The organism is Ciceribacter lividus, from assembly GCF_003337715.1.
GTDB classification, from domain to species: domain Bacteria; phylum Pseudomonadota; class Alphaproteobacteria; order Rhizobiales; family Rhizobiaceae; genus Allorhizobium; species Allorhizobium lividum.
The window spans coordinates 365,858-387,577 of sequence record NZ_QPIX01000002.1; the positions used below are offsets into that span (position 1 = coordinate 365,858).

General features: G+C 61.5%; 22 protein-coding genes and 4 tRNA genes. 20 read left to right on the forward strand and 6 right to left on the reverse strand.

All coding sequences use genetic code 11. The features are described 5' to 3' along the window. Nucleotides 1-308 precede the first annotated feature (308 nt). The 3 genes from DFR48_RS05715 to prfB all read left to right on the forward strand — a co-directional run bounded on the left by DFR48_RS05715 (nucleotide 309) and on the right by prfB (nucleotide 5,560). Nucleotides 309-1,601 carry an N-acetylmuramoyl-L-alanine amidase gene (locus DFR48_RS05715; RefSeq protein ID WP_114362242.1) on the forward strand — a complete coding sequence of 431 codons (1,293 nt, stop codon included), beginning with the start codon at nucleotides 309-311 and terminating at the stop codon, nucleotides 1,599-1,601. A 276-nt stretch (nucleotides 1,602-1,877) separates the two neighbouring features. Further along, on the forward strand, nucleotides 1,878-4,337 hold the full coding sequence (locus DFR48_RS05720) for a penicillin-binding protein 1A (protein WP_114362328.1): 2,460 nt from the start codon (nucleotides 1,878-1,880) through the stop codon (nucleotides 4,335-4,337). A gap of 91 nt (nucleotides 4,338-4,428) precedes the next feature. Beyond that, nucleotides 4,429-5,560, forward strand: a protein-coding gene (gene prfB / locus DFR48_RS05725; protein ID WP_114362243.1) for a peptide chain release factor 2 whose coding sequence is annotated in 2 segments (ribosomal slippage) — nucleotides 4,429-4,497 and nucleotides 4,499-5,560 — 1,131 coding nt in all. Because the reading frame shifts where the segments join, the coding sequence is not laid out codon by codon here. A 60-nt stretch (nucleotides 5,561-5,620) separates the two neighbouring features. Here the strand turns inward: prfB and DFR48_RS05730 are convergent. Further along, nucleotides 5,621-6,832 (reverse strand): multidrug effflux MFS transporter, encoded by a 1,212-nt coding sequence (locus DFR48_RS05730; RefSeq protein ID WP_114362244.1) that lies wholly within the window; start codon nucleotides 6,830-6,832, stop codon nucleotides 5,621-5,623. A 158-nt stretch (nucleotides 6,833-6,990) separates the two neighbouring features. On the opposite strand from DFR48_RS05730, the gene DFR48_RS05735 reads away from it, so the two are divergent. Beyond that, nucleotides 6,991-7,644 (forward strand): TetR/AcrR family transcriptional regulator, encoded by a 654-nt coding sequence (locus tag DFR48_RS05735; protein WP_114362245.1) that lies wholly within the window; start codon nucleotides 6,991-6,993, stop codon nucleotides 7,642-7,644. A 33-nt stretch (nucleotides 7,645-7,677) separates the two neighbouring features. On the opposite strand, the gene DFR48_RS05740 is transcribed toward DFR48_RS05735, so the two are convergent. Together DFR48_RS05740 and DFR48_RS05745 are read right to left on the reverse strand one after the other, a co-directional pair. After that, the gene (locus tag DFR48_RS05740) at nucleotides 7,678-8,193 is read right to left on the reverse strand and encodes a hypothetical protein (protein WP_114362246.1); all 516 of its coding nucleotides are present in this window, start codon (nucleotides 8,191-8,193) and stop codon (nucleotides 7,678-7,680) included. A 12-nt stretch (nucleotides 8,194-8,205) separates the two neighbouring features. After that, entirely contained in the window at nucleotides 8,206-8,979 is a 774-nt protein-coding gene (locus DFR48_RS05745) for an NAD kinase (protein WP_114362247.1), read from the reverse strand. A gap of 172 nt (nucleotides 8,980-9,151) precedes the next feature. Between DFR48_RS05745 and DFR48_RS05750 the strand changes: the two genes are divergently transcribed. Then, a tRNA-Thr gene (locus DFR48_RS05750) sits at nucleotides 9,152-9,227 on the forward strand. Nucleotides 9,228-9,423: 196 nt separating this feature from the next. Here DFR48_RS05750 and DFR48_RS05755 read toward each other — a convergent pair. Further along, on the reverse strand, nucleotides 9,424-9,996 hold the full coding sequence (locus tag DFR48_RS05755) for a TetR/AcrR family transcriptional regulator (RefSeq protein ID WP_114362248.1): 573 nt from the start codon (nucleotides 9,994-9,996) through the stop codon (nucleotides 9,424-9,426). A 110-nt stretch (nucleotides 9,997-10,106) separates the two neighbouring features. On the opposite strand from DFR48_RS05755, the gene DFR48_RS05760 reads away from it, so the two are divergent. From DFR48_RS05760 to DFR48_RS05770, 3 genes are all read left to right on the forward strand, one after another. Next, nucleotides 10,107-10,880: an SDR family NAD(P)-dependent oxidoreductase gene (locus DFR48_RS05760; protein WP_114362249.1), complete on the forward strand. Its 774-nt coding sequence runs from the start codon at nucleotides 10,107-10,109 to the stop codon at nucleotides 10,878-10,880. A gap of 33 nt (nucleotides 10,881-10,913) precedes the next feature. After that, a complete protein-coding gene (locus DFR48_RS05765; protein ID WP_210205959.1) occupies nucleotides 10,914-11,849 on the forward strand; it encodes an alpha/beta fold hydrolase in 936 nt (311 codons plus the stop codon). Between the two features lie 96 nt (nucleotides 11,850-11,945). Next, nucleotides 11,946-12,761 carry an oxidoreductase gene (locus DFR48_RS05770; protein ID WP_114362250.1) on the forward strand — a complete coding sequence of 272 codons (816 nt, stop codon included), beginning with the start codon at nucleotides 11,946-11,948 and terminating at the stop codon, nucleotides 12,759-12,761. Nucleotides 12,762-12,870: 109 nt separating this feature from the next. Here DFR48_RS05770 and DFR48_RS05775 read toward each other — a convergent pair whose 3' ends face one another. Continuing rightward, on the reverse strand, nucleotides 12,871-13,755 hold the full coding sequence (locus DFR48_RS05775) for a TrmH family RNA methyltransferase (protein ID WP_114362251.1): 885 nt from the start codon (nucleotides 13,753-13,755) through the stop codon (nucleotides 12,871-12,873). Nucleotides 13,756-13,960: 205 nt separating this feature from the next. On the opposite strand from DFR48_RS05775, the gene DFR48_RS05780 reads away from it, so the two are divergent. The 5 genes from DFR48_RS05780 (at nucleotide 13,961) to DFR48_RS05800 (ending at nucleotide 17,496) form a co-directional block, all read left to right on the forward strand. Beyond that, nucleotides 13,961-14,045, forward strand: a tRNA-Tyr gene (locus DFR48_RS05780). A gap of 22 nt (nucleotides 14,046-14,067) precedes the next feature. After that, nucleotides 14,068-14,141 (forward strand) — tRNA-Gly (locus tag DFR48_RS05785). Nucleotides 14,142-14,363: 222 nt separating this feature from the next. Continuing rightward, complete coding sequence (gene tuf, locus DFR48_RS05790; protein ID WP_114362252.1) at nucleotides 14,364-15,539, forward strand: elongation factor Tu; 1,176 nt, start codon at nucleotides 14,364-14,366, stop codon at nucleotides 15,537-15,539. 388 nt (nucleotides 15,540-15,927) lie between these two features. After that, nucleotides 15,928-16,620: a glycosyltransferase family protein gene (locus DFR48_RS05795; protein WP_114362253.1), complete on the forward strand. Its 693-nt coding sequence runs from the start codon at nucleotides 15,928-15,930 to the stop codon at nucleotides 16,618-16,620. A gap of 3 nt (nucleotides 16,621-16,623) precedes the next feature. Next, nucleotides 16,624-17,496 (forward strand): 3-deoxy-manno-octulosonate cytidylyltransferase, encoded by an 873-nt coding sequence (locus tag DFR48_RS05800; RefSeq protein WP_114362330.1) that lies wholly within the window; start codon nucleotides 16,624-16,626, stop codon nucleotides 17,494-17,496. Here the strand turns inward: DFR48_RS05800 and DFR48_RS21755 are convergent. Next, on the reverse strand, nucleotides 17,447-17,995 hold the full coding sequence (locus DFR48_RS21755; protein WP_147273509.1) for a hypothetical protein: 549 nt from the start codon (nucleotides 17,993-17,995) through the stop codon (nucleotides 17,447-17,449). The genes DFR48_RS05800 and DFR48_RS21755 overlap by 50 nt on opposite strands. Nucleotides 17,996-18,127: 132 nt before the next feature. Between DFR48_RS21755 and DFR48_RS05805 the strand changes: the two genes are divergently transcribed. From DFR48_RS05805 to rplL, 7 genes are all read left to right on the forward strand, one after another. Further along, a tRNA-Trp gene (locus DFR48_RS05805) sits at nucleotides 18,128-18,203 on the forward strand. 184 nt (nucleotides 18,204-18,387) lie between these two features. Then, on the forward strand, nucleotides 18,388-18,588 hold the full coding sequence (gene secE, locus DFR48_RS05810) for a preprotein translocase subunit SecE (protein WP_112691122.1): 201 nt from the start codon (nucleotides 18,388-18,390) through the stop codon (nucleotides 18,586-18,588). A gap of 16 nt (nucleotides 18,589-18,604) precedes the next feature. Next, on the forward strand, nucleotides 18,605-19,135 hold the full coding sequence (gene nusG, locus DFR48_RS05815) for a transcription termination/antitermination protein NusG (RefSeq protein WP_112691121.1): 531 nt from the start codon (nucleotides 18,605-18,607) through the stop codon (nucleotides 19,133-19,135). Nucleotides 19,136-19,281: 146 nt separating this feature from the next. Continuing rightward, nucleotides 19,282-19,713 (forward strand): 50S ribosomal protein L11, encoded by a 432-nt coding sequence (gene rplK / locus DFR48_RS05820; protein ID WP_099057545.1) that lies wholly within the window; start codon nucleotides 19,282-19,284, stop codon nucleotides 19,711-19,713. Nucleotides 19,714-19,715: 2 nt separating this feature from the next. Continuing rightward, a complete protein-coding gene (rplA, locus tag DFR48_RS05825; protein ID WP_112691120.1) occupies nucleotides 19,716-20,414 on the forward strand; it encodes a 50S ribosomal protein L1 in 699 nt (232 codons plus the stop codon). Between the two features lie 342 nt (nucleotides 20,415-20,756). Further along, on the forward strand, nucleotides 20,757-21,275 hold the full coding sequence (gene rplJ / locus DFR48_RS05830) for a 50S ribosomal protein L10 (RefSeq protein WP_112691119.1): 519 nt from the start codon (nucleotides 20,757-20,759) through the stop codon (nucleotides 21,273-21,275). A 58-nt stretch (nucleotides 21,276-21,333) separates the two neighbouring features. After that, on the forward strand, nucleotides 21,334-21,711 hold the full coding sequence (gene rplL / locus DFR48_RS05835) for a 50S ribosomal protein L7/L12 (RefSeq protein WP_114362254.1): 378 nt from the start codon (nucleotides 21,334-21,336) through the stop codon (nucleotides 21,709-21,711). Nucleotides 21,712-21,720 lie beyond the last annotated feature (9 nt).

Genomic DNA, 21,720 nt, shown 5'->3' on the forward strand with positions numbered 1-21,720 from the left:
GGTTACCCACCAGTAGACGAAACCGGCCGAATGCCGGCTTGTGATCCAGTTTCAGGACAAAGCTGCAGAGACGACGGATGAATGTCCGGCAAGCTGGCGCCAAACCTTTTGTGGTTGGCAGCCGCGGCGATGATTCTATCCCGTGGGCATCTCTATCCCTCGGTTGCGTTGTATGTTTTCTCCACCGCAATAGCAAGGGAAAACCCATTTGTGCCATAATACCCATGGATTAGTAGTGTTTAGCACGCCGAGGTGATTCTCTTGTGGAGGATGGGCGGCGGGCTCTGCCATATCATCGAAAGGGGTGGGTGTTGCGTCAGTCTGGAATCGGTGGACGATGGTCGCGCCGGAGTGCGTCGCTGTTCTGGTTCCTGGTCGCGGCGCTGCTGTCGCTGACGGTGCCGCAGCGGGCGCCTGCCGCCGACGAAGACCGGGAGCCGCCCGTGCTTGCCTACGCCGCGAGGATCGCCGGCGACCGTGCCCGGACCCGCATCGTCATCGATCTCGACCGCAAGCCGACCTTCGAGGTTCGCTATCTGGAAAGACCGGACCGGATCGTCGTCGATCTGCCGGCGTTCACCTTCGCCTTCGCCGCGGACGACCTCAAGGCGCGCGGTCTCTTCAAGGACGTCCGCTTCGGCGCGGTCGACGCTCACTCCGCACGAATCGTGCTGACGACCGAACGTCCGGCGCAACTCGCGCTCGCGGAAGTCCAGGCCGACGAGGCAGGCAAGGGCTTTCGCCTCGTCCTCGATGCCGAAATGGTGAAGAGGGAAGTCTTTGACAATCTCGTGAAGCGTCAGGCCTGGAGCGGCGGCAAGGCGGCAGTCGGCGCGGAAGCCTCCGAGGCGGCGGTCGCGGCCGCGCGCGGGGACCGGCTCGGAACGTCGAGCCCGGAGCCGGGCGGCGCCTTCGTGATCGCGATCGATGCCGGCCATGGCGGCATTGATACCGGTGCGATCGCCAGCGAGACCAAGACGCCGGAGAAGGACATCACGCTCGCCTTCGCAAAGGCTCTGCAGCGGCGCCTCGCCAGGGAGCCGGGGATATTCGCCTTCCTGACGCGCGAGGGCGACGAGTTCCTGTCGCTGTCCGAGCGGGTGACGATCGCCCGTCAGCACCACGCGAACCTCTTCGTCTCGCTCCACGCCGACAAGCTGCGGCAGGACAACATCCGTGGCGCGACGGTCTACACGATCTCCGACAAGGCTTCCGACCGTATGGCCGCCGAACTCGCCGAGCGGGAAAACCTCGCCGACGCGATCGGCGGCGTCGGCCTCGCCAGCGAGCCGGCCGAAGTCACCGACATCCTTCTCGATTTCACCCGACGCGAAACCCAGGCCTTCTCGGTCGCGATGGCCGACTCGGTGGTGTCGTCCTTCGAAGGACAGGTCGCCCTCATCAACAATCCGCATCGTTTCGCCGGTTTCCGCGTCCTGCAGGCCCACGACGTCCCGTCGATCTTGCTCGAGCTCGGTTTCCTCTCGAACAAGGAGGACGAGAAGGTGCTTCTCGACGAGAGCTGGCGGGAGAAGATCGCCGAACTGCTGACCGCGGCGATCAGGCGATATCGCGAGCCGGTGCTCGCAAACGGTGGCTGAGGTGAACACTCGCCGCGCCGCGGCTATACGGCACGGCGCGGGTGGTGGCGAAATTTGCTGCCCTCCATGCGGAATGAATGCGGGACGGAAGGCGCCCGGCCCTATTTTCCTCACAATCGCACCTTTACTCCGGGGAGGTTTCGAGGAGTGCGGCCATAGCGGCCGCCTGTCCGTCCCCGAAGCCTTGCCAATGGGCGCCCGACGTGCAAAACGCGACGACATGTGCGATGTTTGCCATTGCGCGCCGAACCGAAAGCGAACGCCGGTAGCTCGATTATGATCAGACTGATTGGATACTTCTTCGGACTTGCCTCCGTGCTCGCGCTCGCCGTGGCGGTGGTGGTCGCCATCTATCTGACCAATCTCACGAGGGATCTGCCGGACTTTGCGGTCCTGTCGAGTTACGAGCCGCCGGTCGCAACGCGCATCCATGCCGACGACGGCTCGCTGATGGCCGAATATGCGCGTGAACGTCGCCTCTTCCTGCCGATCCAGGCGATACCGGACCGTGTGAAGGCAGCGTTCCTTTCGGCTGAAGACAAGAATTTCTACAATCACCCGGGCGTCGACATTTACGGTCTCGGCCGCGCGATCTTGGTCAACCTGCAGAACTTCGGTTCCGGCCGCCGTCCCGTCGGCGCCTCGACGATCACCCAGCAGGTCGCGAAGAACTTCCTGCTGAGTTCGGACCAGACGATCGACCGCAAGGTGAAGGAAGCAATCCTCTCCTTCCGCATCGAGCAGGCCTATTCGAAGGACAAGATTCTCGAACTCTATCTGAACGAGATCTTCTTCGGCATGAACGCCTACGGCATTGCCGGGGCGGCGCTCACCTATTTCGACAAGTCGGTGACCGAGCTTACGGTCGCCGAGGCGGCCTATCTCGCCTCACTGCCGAAAGGCCCGTCCAACTATCATCCGTTCCGCCACCCCGACGCCGCACTCGAGCGCCGCAACTGGGTCATCGACCGCATGGTCGAGAACGGTTTCGTCTCGCAGGAGGATGGTGCGGAGGCGAAGAAGCAGCCGCTCGGCGTCACCCTGCGCCGTACCGGCTCCCATCTTTTCGCGTCGGACTACTTCGCCGAAGAGGTCCGTCGACAGATCATCGAACGTTACGGTGACAAGGCACTTTACGAAGGCGGGCTCTCTGTCCGCACCTCGCTCGATCCGAAGATGCAGGTCTTTGCACGCAAGGCCTTGCAGAAGGGGCTGATCACCTATGACGAGCGCCGCGGTTATCGCGGCCCCGTGAGCCAGATCGACATTTCGGCCGACTGGGGTGCGCCGCTCGCCAAGGTGGCGGGCTTGAGCGACGTTCCGGAATGGAAGCTGGCCGTCGTGCTGGCGGTCTCCAGTGATCGCGTGGACATCGGCCTGCAGCCGGCGACCGAAGCCGGCGGCAAGGTGGCGACCGAGCGCCAGACGGGCAAGATCATGGCCGAGGACATGGACTGGGCCTATCGCTCCGCGACCGGCGATCGCAAGACGGCAAAGTCTCCCGAGGGCGTGCTGAAGTCCGGCGATGTCGTTTACGTCGAAGCGCTCGAAGGGGAAGGGAACAAGGATCGTTATCGCCTGCGCCAGCCGCCGAAGGTACAGGGTGGCCTCGTGGCGATGGACCCGCATACCGGCCGCGTCCTCGCCATGGTCGGCGGCTTCTCCTACGCACAGTCGGAATTCAACCGTGCCACCCAGGCGATGCGCCAGCCCGGTTCGTCGTTCAAGCCGTTCGTCTATGCCGCCGCGCTCGACAACGGCTATACCCCGGCTTCGGTCATCATGGACGCTCCCATCGAGATCGTGCAGGGCGGCCAGGTCTGGCGCCCGCAGAACTACGGCGGCGGTTCGGCCGGCCCGTCCACGCTCCGGCTCGGCATCGAAAAGTCGCGTAACCAGATGACCGTGCGCCTTGCCAACGACATGGGCATGAACCTTGTCGCGGAGTATGCCGAACGCTTCGGCGTCTACGACAAGATGAACCCGGTTCTGGCGATGTCCCTCGGCTCGGGCGAAACGACGGTGCTGCGCATGGTCTCGGCCTATGCGGTGCTTGCCAACGGCGGCAAACAGATCAAGCCGACGCTGATCGACCGCATCCAGGATCGCTACGGCAAGACGATCTTCCGTCACGAGGAGCGCGTCTGCGAAGGCTGCAATGCCGACGGCTGGAACAATCAGGAAGAGCCGACGGTGGTCGACAATCGCGAACAGGTGCTCGATCCGATGACGGCCTACCAGATCACCTCGATCATGGAGGGGGTTATCACGCGCGGCACCGCAGCCGGCAAGGTCAAACTCGACCGCCCCGTTGCCGGCAAGACCGGCACCACGAACGACGAGAAGGATGCCTGGTTCGTCGGCTACACCCCAGATCTCGTCGCGGGTCTCTACATCGGCTACGACAATCCGGCTCCGCTCGGCCGCGGCGCGACCGGCGGCTCGCTGTCGGCCCCGATCTTCAACGAATTCATGCAGGCGGCCGTCGCTGGCACGCCGCCGGGCAAGTTCCACATTCCGGAAGGCATGAGTCTGATTGCGATCAACCGCAAGACCGGCATGGCGGCGGTTCAGGGCGAGCCGGATACCATCATCGAAGCCTTCAAGCCCGGCACCGGCCCGGCCGACAGCTTCTCGGTCATCGGCATGGACGAATACATGGCGCCCGAGGAAATCCTTCGCACGTCGCCGCAGGCGAACGAGGCAGTGACCTCTGGCTCGGGCGGTCTCTTCTAAGATGCTGGACGCGTGCTCGCCGCCCCTTTACAGGAGCGGCGGCCGCAACTATGCACGGGGCTCCTTTTCAGCGAGGTGAAAAAGCAAGCACATGCGTACGGAAATCGAGAACGTCGTCGACGAAATCAAGCAGGCCATAAGCCTGCTGAGGAGGCATCTTTGACTGGGACCAGGCGATAAGACGACTGGACTGGTTGAACAACAGGGCAGAGGACCCGAACCTCTGGAACGACGCCACCGAGGCACAGAAGCTGATGCGCGAGCGCCAGCAGCTTGACGACAGCGTCAACGGCGTGAAGGCGCTCGAGCGGCAGCTCACCGACAACGTCGAACTCATCGAAATGGGTGAGGAAGAGGGCGATCAGGAGATCGTCACCGAGGCCGAGAACGCGCTGAAGGCACTGAAGACCGAGGCCGGCCGGCTCCAGGTCGAGGCGATGCTGTCGGGCGAAGCCGACGGCAACGACACGTATCTCGAAGTCCATTCGGGCGCCGGCGGCACGGAGAGCCAGGACTGGGCCAACATGCTGCTGCGCATGTATATCCGCTGGGCCGAGAAGCAGGGCTTCAAGGTCGAGGTCCTCGAAGTGCACGAAGGCGAAGAAGCGGGCATCAAGTCGGCGACGATCCACGTCAAGGGCCATAACGCCTATGGCTGGCTGAAGACGGAATCGGGTGTGCACCGCCTGGTGCGCATCTCGCCTTATGATTCGAACGCACGGCGCCACACGTCGTTCTCGTCTGTCTGGGTCTATCCGGTGGTGGACGATTCGATCCAGATCGACATCAATGAAGGTGATTGCCGCATCGATACCTACCGCTCCTCGGGTGCCGGCGGACAGCACGTCAACACCACCGACTCGGCGGTGCGCATCACGCACATTCCGAGCGGCATTGTTGTTGCCTGCCAGCAGGAACGCTCGCAGCATAAGAACCGCGCCAAGGCCTGGGACATGCTGCGTGCCCGTCTTTACGAAGCGGAACTCAAGAAGCGGGAAGAAGCGGCGAACGCCGAAGCCGCGTCGAAGACCGATATCGGCTGGGGACACCAGATCCGCTCTTACGTGCTGCAGCCGTACCAGTTGGTCAAGGACCTGCGCACCGGCGTCGAGAGCACCGATCCGGACACAGTGCTGAACGGCGACGTCAACGAGTTCATGGAGGCGGCACTCGCCCATCGTATCTCGGGTGGCGCCGACGTCGAAGTCGCGGACATCGATTGAGGTTCGGCAGTTTGCAGAAATGAAGAGGCGGCGGGACGAAAATCCCGCCGCCTTTGCGTTTCAGGGGCGTTCTTCTGCCGGCTGGGCAGCTGCTGCCGGCCGCAATGTCAGTGCGGCAAGGAAGAGCACCATGAGCGAGCAGGCGGCGATGGTGGTTACCATCGGCAGGGCCGTGCCGTCGAAGAACAGGCTCGCCACCCCGATCACGCTTGATGCCGTGACGAATTGCAGCGTCCCCATGAGCGCCGAGGCGGTTCCGGCGATCCGTCCGTGGCTTTCGAGCGCGAGCACCGCCGAGGTCGGGATCACCATGCCGAGGAAGCCGTAGGCGACGAAGAGCAACGCGGAGAGAACTGGCAGGCCGCCGAAGCCGGAGGCAAAGGCCGCGAAGAGCGCTGTCGAGGCGAGCGCGAAGCCGGCGACCGCGAAGCGGATCAGCCGCCTCAGGCCGAACCGGCGCGAGAGCCGGCCGTTCATCTGCGATGCGCCGATGAAGGAGACGGCGTTCATCGAAAAGACGACGCTGTAAAGGCTGGGTGAGAGCCCATAGTGCTCGATCAGCACGAAGGACGAGTTGGCGACGTAGATCATGTAGCTCGCCATGCCGAAGGAGGCGATGAGGACGAGCCCGAGGTAATAAGGATCGCGCAGAAGAGTTCCGTAGGAGGCGAGGGCGCTGCCGATGCTGCTCTGGCTGCGGGCTTCTTCGGAGCGGGTTTCCGGGAGCAGTAGTGTGACAAGCACGGCCCCGAGGGCGGCGGCGAGGACCATCACCCAGAAGATGGCGCGCCAGCTTGCTGCGAGCGTCACGCCACTGCCGGCGAGCGGCGCCAGAATCGGCGACACGCTGAAGACCAGCAACAATCGCGACATCAGCTGGGCTGCCGCCACGCCGGTGAAGAGGTCACGGACGATCGCGCGGCAGATGACGGCTCCGGCGCAGGCGCCGACGCCCTGAAGCGCGCGGAAGCCGACGAGCCATTCGATCGAGGGGGAAAGCGCGCAGCCGACCGCCCCGATGGAGAAGAGCGAAAGGCCAAAATAAAGCGGCTTCTTGCGGCCGATCATGTCCGAGACCGGGCCGTAGACGAGCTGGGAGAGCGCCATGGCGACGAAGAAGGAGACGAGGCTCGCCTGCACGGCGCCGCTGCCGGCGTGGAGCCCTTCGCCAATCTCGGGAAGTGCCGGAAGATACATGTCGATCGCGAAAAGGCCGATGGCGGTGAGCAGGCCGAGGACGACGGGGAAGGATGCCTTGATGTTCTGCTGCATGGAAAAAACCTTCGTTGCTCCGCGGCATGCGCCGCGAGGAGGTTGAATCGGATGCGGAATGAATGAATGAGGCGCGTCGGGCTATGCCGAGCGATTACTGTAATGTATAAATTGTTGGACACAATTGTCCAATTCGTCAAGCCCCCTTATGGTGAGGCATGGATCAGATCTCGGATCATCGAAAATCATCGGATGGGCACCGCGCCGGCGCGCCGGGCAAGCGCGCCGCAATTATCGACGCGGCGGCGGCGATTTTTGCCGACAGCGGGTATTCGAGCGCCAGCATCGATGCGATCGCGGCCCGCGCCAAGGTCTCCCGCCAGACCGTCTACAATCAGATCGGCGACAAGGATAAGGTTTTCAAGGCAGTGGTGGAGGACGTCACGCAGCGCTCCAGCGCCCGCTTTTTCGCCGTTCTCGATAGCTTCCCCGACGCGCCGACGGACATCGAGGCGGATCTCGCCGCCTTCGCCAAGCGGCTGCTGAAGGTTGCGATCTGCGAGGACTGCGGGCGCTGGCTTTTCCGCATCCTGTCGCTCGAGGGCGCGCGCCACCCGGAGCTTTTCACGAGTTGGAAGGAATATGGGCCCGGACGCAAGTACCCCGCGCTTGCCGCCCGTTTCGCGCAGCTCGCCCACGGCGGCTATCTCCAGCTCGATGATCCGTCGCTCGCGGCGCGCCAGTTCATGGCGCTCGTCATGGCCGACGTGCGCGCCGACCTGCAGCTCGGCCTGCCGATCGCGGAAAGCAAGCTGGACGGGCTCGCACGCAATGCCGTGCAGACCTTCCTCAAGGCGTTCGCAAAGCGCTGAGGGCGAGGCGCCTGCCGCGCTATTCGCGGCCGGTCAGTTCGTGGCCTTCTCGATCTTGATCTCGCCGAACTCGTCGATCAGCACCGTCCAGCTCTCCGGTTCGGTCGCTGCCGGATCGGTCTTCAGGTAGACGGTGGCAAAGAGCCCGGGCTGCCGGCTGATGCCGGTCGAATCCTCCGGCCGGATGTCGGTGACATAGGGTTTGATCGCCGTGAATTCTTCGAGTTCGACGCTCTCGACCACTTGCGGGCCCGTCTCGTCGAGCGCGATCTGCTGCAGGTAGACCTTGGCGGTGCGATCCGGCTGGCGAATGGCGACGAGCTTGTAATAGCCGCGGCGCGTTGCTGTGCCGGCTGCGGTGCTGTCCGTGCCGGTCGCACTCTTGGCTTCGGCCTTGCCACTCGGCTCGCCGCCGGCCTCCTCCCAGAATCCCGTGCTGACGACGAAGGTCGCCGTGACTGGAAGCTCGTCGATGTCCCCGGCGAAAGCAGGGGCGGCGGCCATTGCCAGTGCGGCGAGGGCCAGTCGGGAGAAGATGTGGACAGCCATCCGGAAACCTCCCTAGTTGGAAAACTGTTCGGCCAGAATACGGTCGGACCAGGAGCGGTCGGGATCGGAGAGGATCCGCGCTGTCGTGTCCTCGGACTGGGCGATCTGCACCCTGGTCACGGATTTTACCTCGGTGTGGTCGGCGACCGCGTTCACCGGCCGCTTGTCGGCTTCGAGCACACGGATGTCGACGCTCACTTTATTCGGAAGCAGGGCGCCGCGCCAGCGCCGCGGACGGAAGGCGCTCACCGGCGTCAGCGCGAGCAGGGGGGCTTCCAGCGGCAGGATCGGCCCGTGAGCCGAAAGATTGTAGGCTGTGGATCCCGCGGGCGTCGCGACCATCAAGCCGTCGCAGATGAGCTCGTCGAGCCGGACCTTGCCGTCGATCATGACGCGAAGCTTAGCCGCCTGATAGGACTGTCGAAACAGCGAGACCTCGTTGATCGCCAGCGCCACCGACCTCGTTCCGTCGTCGCTCTCGGTCGTCATCTTCAAAGGATGACAGTCATTTTCGACGGCGGCTTCGATTCGCTCGCGCAGCTTCTCCATGTGAAAATCGTTCATCAGGAAGCCGACCGAACCGCGGTTCATTCCGTAGACGAGCTTGCCCGTGTTCATCGTATCGTGCAGCGTCTGCAGCATGAAGCCGTCGCCGCCGAGCGCCACGATCACGTCGGCCTCCTCTGCCGCGACGTTTCCATAGACGCGAATCAGCTCCTGCCGGGCGGCCTGCGCTTCGGGCGCGCTGGAAGCTATGAAGGAAAGCGACTGGAAGGAACGAGACATCGGGGGCCCTCGGTGACGGGCAATGTGGTACATGAAAAAGGTCGAGAGCGACAAGGTGTTTCGCTGCCCCACCCGCCGGGTGTCACGGTGGAATGCGACGCGCCCGTTGCTCGCCACGGCGCAGAAATTGCTTTACAGCCGGGCAAAATCTGCTTATCCGACGGCTCATGATGCCCTTGTAGCTCAGTTGGTAGAGCACCTGATTTGTAATCAGGGGGTCGCGGGTTCGAATCCTGCCGGGGGCACCACTTTCCTTCTTTCCGAGTCGCGATTCGTGTCGTCGCTTGCATATCGGCCCGCTCGATGGACATGTTGCCGTCGGGGGAGCAGTTCAGGCAATCGTGTTCTCCGTCGAAGCTTCGCAGATCCGAAGGACGCGCAGCTGACTGAAGCCACCCAACTCGTCTTGAGGCAGCCTCTTACCCACCGAGCATCACTCCCGCTCTACCGTTTCGAACCTGCGTTACAACGCTGAATATGAAGCCGCGCAGATTTCAGGATGTCCTCCGCCAGTTCCGGTTGGTCAACGATGCGCGATAGCAGCATCGCACCGATCATGGTCGCCCAGGTGCCGATGGCCTCTATCCGCTTCCCTTCAGGGTCGTCATTCCCTGCTTTTTGTGTGAAGTCCTCGATCTGATCGGCAATCGCCTGTGTCAGCATGCGACGCGTCGGCTCGGAGGAGCGTGCCATCTCTGTTCCAAGTGCGGCGAAAACGCATCCGCTGCCGGGCGTGTTACGATGGCTGGTGCTGAGATAAGCCTTCGCAAGGGTTTGCAGATCGTTTGCCGGGAGCAGAGGGGCGCGTGCGTTCGCCTCGAACACGTCGGCCAGTGCCTCCTTAACCAGTTCATCCTTGCTACTGAAATGGCGCGGAAAACCGCCATGAGTGAGGCCTGCGCCCTCCATGATCTCGGCGACGGTAACGCCATCAATGCCGCGTTCGCGAAAGAGTTTTGCCGCCGAGCGAACGATGGCCTGGCGGCTCTCGGCCTTCTGTTTCTGACTTCTCGCCATAAGAAATTTCTCCTGTTTCAAAAAATATAGATGACAGCGAACATCTTTTCAATTAGATGATGATCGTCATCTACATTCTGGCTCTTATCCAGGCGTTACGGAGAATTGAAATGCAAACAGCTCTCATCACAGGCGCTTCCGCCGGTATCGGCGCCGTCTATGCGCGTCGCTTCGCTAGTCGCGGCTTCAATCTCGTGCTCGTGGCACGTTCCTCGGAGAAGCTTGAGGATCTCTCGGCAGAAATCGCTTCCACCCATGCGGTTGAGGTTGAGATCCTTTCTGCCGACCTCACAAATCCCGCGCAGTTGGCCGCGGTTTCGGAGCGCTTGTCCAAGGGTGACATCGACGTTCTGGTCAACAATGCAGGCGCGGCACTTCTTGGGACCTTCGAGGAGGCCGATGCCGCTGCGATGGAACGTCTTCTTGCCCTCAACGTCACCGCGCCCACTCTTCTAGCATCCGCCGTTGTTCCCGGCATGGTCAAGCGTGGCAGCGGTGCGATCATCAATCTTGGTTCCGTCGTCTCCCTCATGCCGCAATATTTCCCCGGCATCTACTCGGCCACGAAGTCCTACATGCTGACCTTATCCCAGGGGCTTTCCGCGGAAGTGGGGCAGAAGGGAGTTTATGTCCAGGCGGTATTGCCGGCGGCAACCCGGACGGAGATCTGGGAAAAGGCAGGTGCCGACCTGTCGCAGATCCCCAATGTCATGGAAGTGGACGACCTCGTCGATGCTGCCTTGGTTGGTTTCGATCTTCGCGAAGCTGTGACCATTCCGCCGCTCGCTGATGCCGGTCTGTGGGACGCCCTTGAGCAGGCGCGTGCAGTCTTCCCGTCCGGTCTAGGGGGCTCGCCGGCAGCCCGCTACCTCAACCACTCCTGATCGCTTTGGCTCCGAGCTCCAAAGGAAAACCCCATGATCTCTCAATCTCGTCGTTCAGTTCTCGCGACCGCCGCAGCAACCGCGGCTGTTCTCTCCATGCCGCTCGCCGGACAGGCGGCAGAGCGTTCACTCTCCGCCCCGACGAAATTCCTTGAAGCCAAGGGACGGCGTCTCGCCTATCGTACAGTTGGTACCGGTAGGCCTTTGGTTCTTTGCAATCGCTTTCGTGGCGTTCTCGATCTCTGGGATCCAGCCTTCATCGACGGTTTGGCTGACCAAGGTTTCCAGGTCATCACGTTTGACTATTCGGGGCTTGGCAAGTCGACCGGCGAAAAATCCTACAACCCGATGTCTCTCGCCCAGGATACCGTCGACCTCATCGCCGGGCTCGGGCTGGAGGATTTTGCCATTGGTGGCTGGTCGATCGGCGGCATTACGGCCCAGATTGTCCTGGCAATGACGGGCGACAAGGCAAGCCACGTCGTTCTGCTTGCGACGACGCCTCCCGGTCATTTGGTCAAGTCGGGTGAACAGCTGTTCTATGACACCGCTGCAAAACCCGGAACCAATCTCGATCAGTTCACGACAGTGTTTTTCGAGCCGAGCGATGCGGTGAGCCGCGAAGCGTCGAAACGCTCCTTCGAGCGGATCATGGCTCGCAAAGAAGATCGCAGCCCGGATGTGCCGGCGGACTGGGCAATTGCGCAGATCGGCAACACGCCGCGTAACCCGCTGTTTCCGGCTGAACAGATCCTTGATCTGCTGAAGGTCACAAAAACGCCGATCCTGCATCTTGGCGGCGACCACGATATCGTGATGCCCGTCGAGAACTGGTATGCGCTCAACAATCAGCTCCCGACTTTGCACCTGATTACCTATCCCCGCGTCGGACACGGCCCACACCACCAATACCCTGAATTGGCGGCCGCTCAAATCGGAGCCTTCGTCAAAAATACCCGCAAGAGCTAGATTCCCCTGGCCGGTTCTCTCGCTCGAGAACCGGCTGCCCAACAACCAGATCTATGTAGCTGGCACCGGGCTCGGCACAATCCAAGGATTCACATTATGTCAAATTACACTCCCGTTGCGCTCGTCACGGGCGCGTCCGGCGGCATCGGATTTGAGACGGCCAAAGCTCTGCGCAGCGCCGGTTATACCGTTTTCGGCACCAGCCGAAGAGCGTCCGAAGGCGCGAGTATTGATGGCATCAGCCTGTTGCCCTGCGACGTGACCGATGACGCTTCGGTGGCGGCGCTGGTCACGCAGCTCGTGGAAAAGGCGGGGCGGATCGATGTCCTCGTGAATAATGCCGGCGGAGCGCTGATAGCCGCCGCCGAGGAATCGTCCGTTGATCAGGCCAAGGCGCTTTTCGATCTGAATGTCTTTGGTGTGATCCGCATGACCAATGCGGTGCTCCCCATCATGCGGTCGCAGCGCAGCGGCCGGATCATCAATATCGGATCGGTTGTCGGTTTCGTGCCGAGCCCGTTTTCGGCGCTTTACGCAGCAACTAAGCATGCCGTCGAGGGCTATTCGCAGTCGCTTGATCATGAGGTTCGCAATCTCGGGATCCGGGTTCTGTTGATCGAGCCCGCTTTCACGCGCACGTCGCTGGATCACAATGCGACCGGTCCGGATCGGAAACTTGCCGTCTACGACGAGCAGCGCAACGCGATGGTCGGCGTTTGGCAACAGGCCATAAAGACTGGTGATCCGCCTCAGGTCGTGGCGGGGGCCGTGGTCGCTGCAGTGAGCGACAAGAAGCCCAAACTGCAGAATCCCGCAACCAAGATGGCTCGCCAGCTTTTCCTGCTGCGCCGCTTGGTGCCGGCTAATGCCTTCGACAAGAGCCTGCGGAAGCACATGAAGCTTCGGGCGTGATTCAACGTGGGAATTGGCCTAGGCAATACCCCACGCCTCGTCGCGTGAAGGTACCGCACAGCTAACCACCTCTTCTCCGGCGTTGATCCGTCGCGACCGGTCGTGGACCTTAGGACGCAGCCTTCGCGAGGAACTGCCGCGAGGCATAGAGCGCGATGGCCGCGGCATTGGAGACGTTGAGCGACTTGATCGCCCCCGGCATGTCGAGCCGGGCGAGCGCATTGACGGTCTCGCGCGTCTTCTGGCGCAGGCCTTTTCCTTCCGAGCCGAGCACGAGAGCGATCTTGTCGCCGCGGAAGGTACCCTCGAGCGGGGCCGGCCCTTCCGAATCGAGTCCGATGGAATAGAAGCCGAGCCGGTGCAGCTCGCCGAGCGCATCCGCCAGATTGGTGATCTGGATATAGGGGATGAGTTCGAGGGCGCCGGAGGCCGATTTCGCAAGCACGCCCGATTCGGTCGGGCTGTGGCGCTGGGTGGTGATCACCGCGCCGGCGTTGAACGCGACGGCCGACCGCATGATCGCGCCGACATTATGGGGGTCCGTCACCTGGTCGAGCACGAGGAGGAGCGGACTTTCCCTCAGCGCTTCCAGACGCCGGACGGGCAGGGGACGTGTCTCGATCATCACGCCCTGATGGATGGCGTCCGGGCCGAGCATCTTGTCGATCTCCTGCGGCGAGACGATTTCCACAGGAAAGGGCAGCGTCTCGGGAGGGCCGATTTCGAGCCGGGCCAGCGCGTTCTGGGTCACCGAGAGCTTGATGATCCGGCGCTCCGGATTGTCGATCGCCGCGCGGACTGTGTGCAGGCCGTAAAGATAGACCTGCTCGGGAGCGAGCTGCGGCGGTGTCCAGCCTTCGGCCGATTTCTTCCGCTTCTGCGGCGTCGGAGTGGGGATTTCGCCCCTTTCGCGCTTGGCGTCGCGCACCTGCCGGCGCAGGGTGGCGTAGTGGGTGTCGCGGGCGGTTCTGTCTTTGGAAGTGTCTTTGGCCATGCGGCTTTATAGCGACGAAGTCTTCCGGCGGATAGAGGTGCCCGGCGGCGAGGGTGTTTTTGCGAGGTGCGGAAAAATTTCGAAAAAATTCATCGGACATCGTGTTGACATCGACCTGCAGGGCCGTCATATACCCGCCGCAGATCACGGGGCGTCGCTCCCGAGGATCTGGAGAAAGCTTGGTCGCTTGATCCGGTCGGAGACTGGAGGGATGCCCGAGTGGTTAAAGGGGACGGACTGTAAATCCGTTGGCTCAGCCTACGTTGGTTCAAATCCAACTCCCTCCACCATTCCGACATCGGATCGAACACCGCGGGTATAGCTCAATGGTAGAGCAGCAGCCTTCCAAGCTGAATACGCGGGTTCGATTCCCGCTACCCGCTCCAACCGCACCGCCCGACCGAAACCGCTGAATTCTCTGGCCTGTCGCCTCCGCAGTTCCTGCCCCGCTTTCGTTTATGCAGGGCTCCAGCCGTCTCCGCATCGCGCGTGCAGCGGCCTTTGTCGCACCGAGCAAATAGGTCTTGCGCAATTGCTGCGAAAGCCTTAAACGGCGGCACTAAACCCGTTTGCCGGGTCAACCATTTACGATCATAGGAAGCATTCAAATGGCAAAGAGTAAGTTTGAGCGCAACAAGCCGCACGTTAACATTGGCACGATCGGCCACGTTGACCATGGCAAGACGTCTCTGACGGCGGCGATCACCAAGTATTTTGGTGAGTTCAAGGCCTATGACCAGATCGACGCGGCTCCGGAAGAAAAGGCTCGTGGTATCACGATCTCGACGGCGCACGTCGAATACGAAACGGCGAACCGCCACTACGCGCACGTCGACTGCCCCGGCCACGCCGACTACGTCAAGAACATGATCACCGGTGCTGCCCAGATGGACGGCGCGATCCTGGTTTGCTCGGCTGCCGACGGCCCGATGCCGCAGACGCGCGAACACATCCTGCTCGCCCGCCAGGTCGGCGTTCCGGCGATCGTCGTGTTCCTGAACAAGGTCGACCAGGTCGACGACGCCGAGCTTCTCGAACTCGTCGAGCTCGAAGTTCGCGAACTCCTGTCTTCGTACGACTTCCCGGGCGACGACATCCCGGTCATCAAGGGTTCGGCTCTTGCTGCTCTCGAAGACTCCAACAAGGAAATCGGCGAGAACGCGATCCGCGCGCTGATGGACGCCGTCGACGCCTACATCCCGACGCCGGAGCGTCCGATCGACCAGCCGTTCCTGATGCCGATCGAAGACGTGTTCTCGATCTCGGGCCGTGGTACGGTTGTGACCGGCCGCGTCGAGCGTGGCATCATCAAGGTTGGTGAAGAAGTCGAGATCGTCGGCATCCGTCCGACCATCAAGTCGACCTGCACGGGCGTTGAAATGTTCCGCAAGCTGCTCGACCAGGGCCAGGCCGGCGACAACATCGGCGCGCTGCTTCGCGGTGTCGACCGCAACGGCGTCGAGCGTGGCCAGATCCTGTGCAAGCCGGGTTCGGTCAAGCCGCACAAGAAGTTCAAGGCCGAAGCCTACATCCTGACGAAGGAAGAAGGCGGCCGTCATACGCCGTTCTTCACGAACTACCGTCCGCAGTTCTACTTCCGCACGACGGACGTGACGGGCATCGTGACGCTTCCGGAAGGCACGGAAATGGTTATGCCGGGCGACAACGTCACCGTTGACGTCGAGCTGATCGTTCCGATCGCGATGGAAGAAAAGCTGCGCTTCGCTATCCGCGAAGGCGGCCGTACCGTCGGCGCCGGCATCGTCGCCTCGATTATTGAATAATAATCGAGCGAGAGGCCGAAAGCTGCCGACGCATTGAAGTGGTGCAAATGGCGCGCAAGCGCGATTTGCACACGGCGCCGGCATCGTCGCCTCGATCATCGAGTAATCGATCATCAAGTAGATTTCGGTTCCCGCAATGGACCGACAGAACCCCGCCGGAAACGGCGGGGTTCTTGCGTTTGAGAGTGAATGGGACGCCGACGGCGTTTTGCGGCTGGATGCGGATGATGCGACAGGCCACCTGCGGGACGCATGGCTGCATTGGCATGCGGATATTGGCCAAGGCGGCGAATTATGTGTAGAAGAGTGACTCCCGATCGTTCTGCCCGTCGACAAGTCGATGTCGATCTCGCGGGCCATCAATCTCACTCGATTTCAGGAGAACGGAATGCTGGATAAGACTGCGCGCATCTATATCGGTTTCGACTCGAACGAGGTGGCCGCCTATCATGTTCTGGCGCAGAGCATCATTCAGCATTCGACGATCCCCGTCGTCTTCTCTCCGATCGTGCTCGGCCATCTCGGCGGACTCTTCGAGCGCGAGCGCAATTCCCTTCAGTCGACGGAGTTTTCGTTCTCGCGCTTCATGGTTCCTTACCTGAGCGACTACGAAGGCTGGAGCATGTTCATCGACTGCGACATGCTCGCCCGCGCGGACATCGCGGAACTCTGGGCCTTGCGAGACGATCGCTATACCGTGATGTGCGTGAAGCACGACTATCAGCCGAAGATCGACACGAAGTTCCTCGGGCAGACCCAGACCAAGTACGAGAAGAAGAACTGGTCGAGCGTCATCCTTTTCAATAATGCGAAGTGCCGGGCGCTGACGCCGGACTATGTGAACTCGGCGACCGGTCTGCAGCTGCATCAGTTCAAATGGCTGGAGAGCGACGACCAGATCGGCGACCTGCCGGTTACCTGGAACTATCTCGTCAACGAATACGAATACAGGCCCGATGCCAAGATTGTCCATTTCACCGATGGCGGCCCGTATTTCGACGAATACCGTAACTGCGACTATGCCGAAGAGTGGTTCGCCATGCGGGACCGTGTTCTTTTCGTTCGCCAGCGAGAGTCCTGATTGATGTCTGCTGATTCCGTTTCGTCCGCCGCGGCGCCCGGCGCCGCCGAAATCGCCGACTGGCCTGCGTTTTTTTCGCGATATTCGCACATCGTCCTCGTCGCCAACAGCGACCAGGCGCAACTCGGGAAAATGAAGGCGAGCCTGCCGGACACGGCGCTGTTCGTGTTCTTCAACAAGGTCTATAAGGTTCTCGATGCGCCGTTTGACGGAAACGCGCTGCTCGTCGCCCGAAGCGGTTCCGTCGGCGCCAATATCGTCTATCGCCGTGAAGTGGCGGAGGTTCTGGGATATTTCCCCGGTGATCGCTTTGCCGGTGTCGTCAATCTTCGCGTCGATCCGGGTGAGCGATTCAGCCGTCCGGACGAGTTCGAAGGCGCGTCCGTCCGGCATCTTGATCTCGCGTCCTACTTTTCCGACTTCTATTCTCCGGGCCGAATACCGACCAGCGGCTTCGCGCTGGCTGTCTGGCTGGCGGAGCTTAGATTGGGCCGTCCGGTCATGATCACCGGCTTTTCCGCTCGTAGAAGCGCGAGATGGAAACTCTTCCACCAGCACGACTGGACGCTGGAACAGGTGATCCTGCGTCTGTTGATCCGGGGTGGTCTCGTCGTTTCTTCAGAGAAGGCCGACATCAACCCCTACGCGGCGCTTGCGCGGCGCTTTCCGGAACTGAATGCGACCGAGGCGGTGTTCACCGGCGTCGAGGTGCTGTCGGAGAGGCTGGAGGGGGCCAATCACGAGATCGACCGGCTATTCTCCTACACCAAGGTCGGTCGCGCCATACACACCTTCAGCCGTTGGCTGAAGCCAAAGAAGCGGAAAGTCAGGCTGGCGGAAAAGTTGCGCGCAACCGAGCAGAACGGCGGCGCTTGATGTTCGGTTCGGTCGTATGACCGGCTGCACTGTCGGAAATCCGATGCGACAGCGAAACCGGATACAGCGCTGAAGTCTGCCTTTCGGTACGGTGCGTGCCGACGAAGACCGGCCGCTCATCTGGAATGTCTCGAAGGGTAGGGGATCGTGCCTTCTGGTTCCGGACCGGGTTGCGCTGGTCCGGCAGGCGCTTTCGCTTTCGTAGAGCGCGCAGTGGTCGGCGACGCCCGCAGTCGACGTTGCCGCTTTCCGGGCGCTGGAGGCGAATACCATCGCCGGGCAGTCGGTCGGCTTCGTCGCGCGGCAATCGGTGAACTTTGATCTCGCCGACATCGGCTCGTCCTTGCGAACGGACGGCTTCCTCGATGGAGGTAGCCGCGCTGCCCATGCGAAACTGGGTGTGGAAAAGAAGCGGTCGAGGGGCGTTACGCTCTCCGCCGACCTCTCCGACCCGTTCAGCGCGACCGTCGCCACGGTCGGCGCCCGCGTCCAGCGTCACTGGTGGGCGTCAAAGATCGTTTCGGCCTGTCGAAAAAGAAAAAACAGGCTTGCCAATCGTTTCGGCTCACCTTAAAGGGAGCGCCATGCCAGCGCGCAGGACGTGGTTTGACGCCGCGTCGGTGCCGGATCTAGGGGTATAGCTCAGTTGGTAGAGCGGCGGTCTCCAAAACCGCAGGTCGGGGGTTCGAGCCCCTCTGCCCCTGCCATGTCCCTTTCGAAGAGGACGAAGAACCGCGTGCCCGAGAGTTTCGGGCGGGCCGGCAAAAATTTGCATGATATCGATTTCGCTCTTGTGAAATACGGAATCGGTGTTTATGTAGGGTGAAACAGACACGCGGTGCGTGGGGCTGATATAGTCGGCTTTACGCGCCGTAAAAGCGTGGGCAATAGATGGCATCCAAGACAAATCCGTTTGCGTTTCTGCAGCAGGTTCGCTCCGAGACGAACAAGGTGACATGGCCCACTCGTCGCGAGACGATGATCTCCACGGCCATGGTCCTCTTCATGGTGCTTTTTGCGGCGCTGTTTTTCTTTTCGGCGGATCAGATCATCGGTTGGCTTATCGGCCTGGTGCTGAGCGTCGGTAACTAATCGGGCGGAGACGGACATGGCGGCGCGTTGGTACATCGTCCACGCTTATTCGAATTTTGAGAAGAAGGTGGCTGAATCCATTGAGGAGAAGGCCCGGCAAAAGGGGCTCGAGCATCTTTTCGAGAAGATCCTCGTGCCGACCGAGAAGGTGGTCGAAGTGCGGCGTGGTCGCAAGGTCGACAGCGAGCGCAAGTTCTTTCCGGGCTATGTCCTGGTGCGCGCCGATCTGACCGACGAGGCCTATCATCTCATCAAGAATACTCCGAAGGTGACGGGGTTCCTCGGTTCCGACAATAAGCCGGTTCCGATCCCGGACTATGAGGCTGAGCGCATCCTGGGTCAGGTCCAGGAGGGTGTCGAGCGTCCGAAGTCTTCCGTCTCCTTCGAGATCGGCGAGCAGGTCCGCGTTTCCGACGGTCCTTTCGCCTCGTTCAACGGCACCGTTCAGGATGTCGACGAAGAGCGTTCGCGCCTCAAGGTGGAAGTGTCGATCTTCGGTCGCGCCACCCCGGTCGAGCTCGAATATTCTCAGGTCGAAAAGGTCTGAGTGTCGGGGCGGTTATCCGCCCTGTTCCGCGTGGGAGGATGAGGACCTGAGGCCGGGTCTTTCAGACGGACCACGCAACCGCAGCCGCCGATGCAGATCGGCATTTTCGGGCCGGGCGACCGGTCCTTAAGGAAAGGCAGAGAGAAATGGCTAAGAAAGTTGCAGGCCAGCTCAAGCTGCAGGTCAAGGCAGGATCGGCAAACCCGTCCCCGCCGATTGGTCCCGCACTTGGTCAGCGTGGCATTAACATCATGGAATTCTGCAAGGCGTTCAATGCTGCCACGCAGGAAATGGAAAAGGGTATGCCGATTCCGGTCGTCATCACCTATTACCAGGACAAGTCCTTCACCTTCGCGATGAAGCAGCCGCCGGTCACCTACTGGCTGAAGAAGGAAGCGAAGATCACCTCCGGCTCGAAGACGCCGGGCAAGGGTGCGAAGGTCGGTACCATCACCAAGGCTCAGGTCCGTGCGATCGCCGAAGGCAAGATGAAGGACCTCAACGCAGCCGACGTCGAAGGCGCAATGGCGATGGTCGAGGGCTCCGCCCGCTCCATGGGCCTGGAAGTGGTAGGTTGATCATGGCTAAGCTCGCAAAGCGCATTCAGAAGATCCGCGAAGGCATCGATCCGTCGAAGCTCGTGGCCCTGCCGGAAGCAATCGCTCTCGTGAAGGAGCGTGCCGTCGCCAAGTTTGACGAAACCGTCGAAATCGCGATGAATCTCGGCGTCGACCCGCGTCACGCCGACCAGATGGTCCGTGGCGTCGTCAACCTGCCGAACGGCACCGGTCGCGACGTTCGCGTTGCCGTCTTCGCCCGTGGCGCCAAGGCTGACGAAGCCAAGGCAGCCGGTGCGGATATCGTCGGTGCGGAAGAACTCGTTGAGATCGTCCAGGGCGGCAAGATCGACTTCGACCGCTGCATCGCTACCCCGGACATGATGCCGCTCGTCGGCCGTCTCGGTAAGGTTCTCGGCCCGCGCGGCATGATGCCGAACCCGAAGGTCGGGACCGTCACCATGGACGTTGCCGGTGCCGTCAAGGCTTCCAAGGGCGGCGCCGTCGAGTTCCGCGTCGAGAAGGCCGGTATCGTTCATGCCGGTATCGGCAAGGCTTCCTTCGACGCCAAGGCGCTCGAAGAAAACATCAAGGCCTTCGCTGACGCCGTCATCAAGGCGAAGCCCGCTGGCGCAAAGGGTAACTACGTCAAGCGCGTAGCGATCTCCTCGACCATGGGCCCGGGCGTCAAGATCGACCCGGCTTCGGTCACTGCGGCTTAAAGAATTCTTTCGGAGCCCTAGAGGCTCCGGAAAACAGTGATTTCCGGCCCGAAAGGGCCGGGAATTTCCGGGGAAACCCGGAACTCCTGTCCGAGATTGCAGGCGGCTTCGGCCTTAATCGTCATGGTCTGCATGAGACGGGTAAGACCCGGATTTGGAAAGACACCTGTGTCTTGAAAGAGTCGGTTCGAGCCTAGTGTGCCTTGTGCCTGGAACCAAACGGTGACAGTGCGAGGGGACAGGATCCTCAAGCGTCGCTTGGGGTCCGATCTGAAGGATCCCTTGAGGCAAAGGCAAACCGGCAGGGTCCGAGATATCGGTCCTGCCAACTGGAGACAGACAGTGGAAAGAGCGGAAAAACGCGAATTCGTCACGGAGCTGAACGAAGTCTTCAAGGCTTCCGGTTCGGTTGTCGTGGCCCACTATGCTGGTGTCACAGTCGCGCAGATGAACGACTTCCGTTCGAAGATGCGCGCTGCTGGCGGCACCGTCAAAGTCGCGAAGAACCGTCTGGCCAAGATCGCTCTTCAGGGTACGGAGTCGGAAGGGATCTCTGATCTCTTCAAGGGTCAGACGCTGATCGCATACAGCGAAGACCCGGTTGTGGCTCCGAAGGTCGTCGTGGATTTCGCCAAGACCAACGACAAGCTCGTTGTTCTCGGTGGCGCCATGGGGGCAACCGCTCTCAACGCGGACGCAGTCAAGTCGCTTGCGACCCTGCCTTCGCTTGATGAGCTGCGCGCGAAGCTGCTGGGCCTTCTCAACGCCCCGGCTACCCGCGTCGCTACGGTTGTCGCAGCACCGGCAAGCCAGCTTGCCCGCGTGTTCTCGGCCTACGCCAAGAAGGACGAAGCCGCCTAAGGTGGTTTTTCGCTGTTAATATCGAACCAGTTCGAACCGAACAAAAGGAACTAGTAAAATGGCTGATCTCGCAAAGATCGTTGAAGACCTCTCCTCGCTGACCGTTCTGGAAGCCGCTGAGCTTTCCAAGATGCTCGAAGAAAAGTGGGGCGTTTCGGCTGCTGCTCCGGTAGCAGTTGCTGCTGTTGCTGCTGGCGGCGGTGCCGCTGCTGTTGAAGAAGAAAAGACCGAGTTCGACGTCATCCTCGTCGACGCCGGCGCCAACAAGATCAACGTCATCAAGGAAGTCCGCGGCATCACCGGCCTCGGCCTCAAGGAAGCCAAGGACCTGGTCGAAGGCGCTCCGAAGCCGGTCAAGGAAGGCGTTTCCAAGGGCGAAGCTGCTGACCTCAAGAAGAAGCTTGAGGAAGCCGGCGCCAAGGTCGACGTCAAGTAATATCGGAAC